Below are 3,783 nucleotides of genomic sequence, written 5' to 3'. Positions count from 1 at the left end.
CGCCCTTGCCGATTTCCGGCAGAATGATCGGCGGATGCGGCACAGCATAAGCAGCCAGAATTGCCATATAGAAGACCTCCTCGAAGTACAGTATTTATTTAGATATGTATTCGATATGGGAAGGGAAAAGCCTTCTAGGTGCAGGAAAATTTCATGCGGAAGGTTTCCAACAGGGCGATGTAGGCGGTGTCGGGATGGCTAGAGCTGAAACAACTTGGCGTGACTTCCAAGGCGGGCGAGCGAAAGAATCAGCGCGTCCTCCTTGACTTGATAGATGAGCAGCCAGTCAGTCGTGATGTGGCATTCGCGATGGTTGCGGAAGTTGCCCGCGAGGGCATGATCGTGATGCTGCGCAGGCAGCGGTTCCCGTCGTGCCAAAGTGTCGATGACGTTTTCGAGCAAGGTGAGGTCGCGATGTTGACGAATGGCAGCTTTGAGATCCTTTTTGAATTGTACGGTTTGCTTAATCTTCAGCATCTACTTCGTCCTTAGCTTCACGAATCAAGTCGGCAGCACAGAGATATGTTTTCGCAGAGATCTTACCGGCAGCGATGTCGTCGGACTCCTGCAGTGCAGCCAAGGTTTCAGGAGTAAAGCGAGGTTTTTGTACAGTGAACGGCAGACCTTCATGAAGAAGGATTTGATGAAAAAATATATTCACTGCTTCGGAAGCGGAAAGACCAAGCATGCGCAAGGTGTTTTCGACAGAAGTCTTGACTTCGGGTTCAAGGCGTATATGCAATGTTTCTGTTTTTGCCATGCAAATCAGCTCCTTTATCAAATTGTATCACGTTAGGTACACGAATGCAAAGAAGGTGGAAAAGATATTTGCATGGCGGCTTTTTTATGCGATCGTCTTTTCCTTTGGCTTCAGCGGTTTCGGCGGCAAATGGGGCATCGTTGTGCCGATGTTCTTCAGTACGAACGGGATCATCGCCGCCTGCTCCCTCAATGCCGCAGCACAGGAGTGATGTATTCCAATAAAGAGAAAGCGCAGTGCATCTTGATACTGCGCTTTTTGCATATATTTGAGTAGTGAAAAGAACTTTCCGCAATATTTCTATTTTTTTAGACGAAAGCAGGGAAAAGTTGTATAATGTATACAAAAGGGAATCTTTCACAAAAGGAAAGGATGGGATTGCAATGCGCAAGGAACATGATTTTCTCGGTGAACTTGAGGTGCCGGACGAGGTGTATTATGGTGTGCAGACTTTGCGTGCCGTGGAGAATTTCAGCATCACGGGCAGTCGGCTTGACGTTGACTTCATTCAGGCGCTTGCGAAGATGAAAAAGGCGGCGGCGCAGGCGAACATGGAGACGGGAAGGCTCGAAAAGCGCATCGGCGACGCGCTCGTCGAGGCGGCTGAGGAGATCATCGACGGCAAATTCATCGACCAGTTCCCCGTCGATCCGATCCAGGGCGGCGCGGGCACGTCGGTCAACATGAACATGAACGAGGTCTTGTCGAACCGTGCGCTCGAAATTCTCGGCGAGGCGAAGGGACGTTATGACATCATCTCACCGAACAATCATGCGAACATGGCACAGTCGACGAACGACGCCTTTCCGACGGCGATCAAGGTCTGTCTGACGCACAAGGGGCACAAGCTGACGGCGGCGCTCGATTATCTGGCGACGGAACTTGAGAAGAAGGCAGAAGAATATAAGGACATCCTGAAGATGGCGCGTACGCATCTGCAGGACGCCGTGCCCATCACGCTGGGGCAGGAAATGGGCTCCTATGCGTCCGCTGTGCGCCGCAGCATCAAGCGCGTCCATTGGTCGATCGACAGCATCCGCCTCATCAACATGGGCGGCACGGCGGTCGGCACGGGACTGAACGCTGAACCCGCTTACATCAAAGCGGTCGCGCGAAAGCTCCGCGAGATCACGGGCGAGAACTTCGAGACAGCGATGAACCTCATCGATGCGACGAACAATACGGACGGCTTTGTCGATGTCTCGTCCGCGCTCAAGAACACCGCGCTCGTGCTCATCAAGATGGCGAACGACTTCCGCCTCATGGCGTCGGGACCGCGCTGCGGGCTCAACGAGCTGAATCTGCCGAAGCGTCAGCCGGGTTCTTCCATCATGCCGGGCAAGGTCAATCCCGTCATTGCTGAGGTGCTCGATCAGGCGTGCTATCAGGTTATCGGCAACGACCTCGCCGTTTCGTTCGGCGTCGAGAATGGGCAGTTCGAGCTGAACGTCATGGAGCCGATCATGGCGTACAATCTTTTCAACTCGATGAACTACCTGACAAATGCCGTGCGCACCTTCGTCGACAAGCTGCTCATCGGTCTTGAGCCGAATCGCGAGCAGTGCCGGCAGTGGCTCGACCGAAGCGTAGGCGTCGTCACGGCGCTCCTGCCGCATATTGGCTACGAGCAGTCGGCGATGCTCGCGAAGGAAGCCTATACGACGGGCAGACCGATTCGCGAGGTCATCTTGGAGAAGAAGCTCCTGACAAAAGAGCAGCTTGACCACATCATGTCGCCTGCGCAGATGACGCAGCCGGGCATCACGCACGAGTGAGGGAGAAACGTGCAGATGTGCGAAGATGGGTGGCTGAATTTATCAGTGCTTCCTTTATCCGTGATTCCAATGGACAGAGAAAAGGAGGAGTTGTCATGAAGAAGATTTTCTGGATTGCCGTCTTTGCCCTGTTTGCGCAACTATGGATGCCGCAGACCTCCGCCCAAGATGTTTGGGCGACGGCTTATGACGGCAAGGACATCTACGTCGTGACGGAAAGCCTATCAAAAGAGAGGATACCGGGAGTCACATGCACCGTTTATACAGGAATGGTGAAATTCGTGCGCGGGAACGAGCTCCTGAACACGGCGAAATACTCCTACAAAGGCAGCGATGACGGCTTGTATCTCTCGGTGGATGATGGCGCTTTTGTTCGGCTCGGAGGGAATGAAGGCGTCCCGGAGAGTGCTGCGCCTTACGTGGCAATCCATGAAATCATGTGGAAGACGTTGAGGGAAGCCGGAAATTAAAAATCATATCCCCATTGTTAGTTAATTTAGAAACAATGGGGATATTTTTGGGTCTGTAATATTGCATAAAATACGCCAATGACGTATAATAAAATCATGAACAAGGAAATGATTCCTCAAGTAATTGTTGAAACGACGCCATATCAGCGTGCCGTTGAGAAATTTTGGGACGTGGAAACGCAGATTGAATTCAAGACATACATTGGCTTGAATCCATGCAGCGGCGAGTTGATTCCTGGAACCGGCGGCATACGGAAGATTCGTTGGCAAGGCTCTGGGCGCGGGAAGCGTGGCGGCGTTCGTGTGGTTTACTATGTTTATGACGATAGCCGACCGATTTATTTGCTGTACGCTTACCCCAAAAATGTTCAGGTAGACTTGAGCGAAGATGAGAAAAGAGCGTTCAGAAGTATCGTGGAAGAGATGAAAGCGATTTTTCAGAGGAAGGAGAGGCAGCATGGGGCAGATGATGTCGACTGCAGCAAGTGAGATTTTGGCAGGATTGCAGGAAGCGTTGCTGGATGCGCAGGGAGAGTCTGTGCATGGTCTGAAAACGACAGTCGTGTATCGCATCCAGCCACAGGAAGTGCGCAAGAGTTTGGCTATGTCACAGCAAGAGTTTTCGCGAGCTTTCGGGATTCCGTTGGCTAAGCTGCAAAACTGGGAGCAGGGACGCAGGCAGATTGATGCCACGGCGGCTTCATATCTGAGAACGATTGCACGATTTCCCAAAGAAGTCATGGCGGCACAAAGTTGAGCCGCCATGACTTCTTTTTAT

Annotated in this window: 7 protein-coding genes; 5 read left to right on the top strand and 2 right to left on the bottom strand. The window is 52.0% G+C overall.

Annotation, left to right across the window (positions count from 1 at the left end):
• Nucleotides 1–198: 198 nt before the first annotated feature.
• Both ACTTKG_RS09705 and ACTTKG_RS09700 read right to left on the bottom strand, forming a co-directional pair.
• Entirely contained in the window at nucleotides 199–477 is a 279-nt protein-coding gene (locus tag ACTTKG_RS09705; protein ID WP_442673999.1) for a type II toxin-antitoxin system YafQ family toxin, read from the bottom strand.
• Nucleotides 464–760 carry a type II toxin-antitoxin system RelB/DinJ family antitoxin gene (locus tag ACTTKG_RS09700; RefSeq protein WP_265070416.1) on the bottom strand — a complete coding sequence of 99 codons (297 nt, stop codon included), beginning with the start codon at nucleotides 758–760 and terminating at the stop codon, nucleotides 464–466. Before ACTTKG_RS09700 ends, ACTTKG_RS09705 begins: the two co-directional genes overlap by 14 nt.
• A gap of 55 nt (nucleotides 761–815) precedes the next feature.
• Here ACTTKG_RS09700 and ACTTKG_RS09695 point away from each other — a divergent pair, with 55 nt between their 5' ends.
• From ACTTKG_RS09695 to ACTTKG_RS09675, 5 genes are all read left to right on the top strand, one after another.
• Nucleotides 816–971 (top strand): hypothetical protein, encoded by a 156-nt coding sequence (locus ACTTKG_RS09695; RefSeq protein ID WP_442673998.1) that lies wholly within the window; start codon nucleotides 816–818, stop codon nucleotides 969–971.
• Nucleotides 972–1,143: 172 nt separating this feature from the next.
• Nucleotides 1,144–2,535, top strand: coding sequence for an aspartate ammonia-lyase (locus tag ACTTKG_RS09690; protein ID WP_442673997.1), 1,392 nt, complete (start codon nucleotides 1,144–1,146; stop codon nucleotides 2,533–2,535).
• Between the two features lie 95 nt (nucleotides 2,536–2,630).
• The gene (locus tag ACTTKG_RS09685) at nucleotides 2,631–3,005 is read left to right on the top strand and encodes an 8-amino-7-oxononanoate synthase (protein WP_442673996.1); all 375 of its coding nucleotides are present in this window, start codon (nucleotides 2,631–2,633) and stop codon (nucleotides 3,003–3,005) included.
• Nucleotides 3,006–3,101: 96 nt separating this feature from the next.
• Nucleotides 3,102–3,494, top strand: coding sequence for a type II toxin-antitoxin system RelE/ParE family toxin (locus ACTTKG_RS09680; RefSeq protein ID WP_442673995.1), 393 nt, complete (start codon nucleotides 3,102–3,104; stop codon nucleotides 3,492–3,494).
• Nucleotides 3,463–3,762 (top strand): helix-turn-helix domain-containing protein, encoded by a 300-nt coding sequence (locus ACTTKG_RS09675; RefSeq protein WP_442673994.1) that lies wholly within the window; start codon nucleotides 3,463–3,465, stop codon nucleotides 3,760–3,762. Before ACTTKG_RS09680 ends, ACTTKG_RS09675 begins: the two co-directional genes overlap by 32 nt.
• The last annotated feature ends 21 nt before the right edge of the window (nucleotides 3,763–3,783 follow it).

The organism is Selenomonas sp., assembly GCF_052169755.1.
GTDB lineage: Bacteria > Bacillota > Negativicutes > Selenomonadales > Selenomonadaceae > Selenomonas.
Note: the sequence above shows the minus strand (reverse complement) of the source record. Positions and strands in the feature narration are given on the sequence as shown.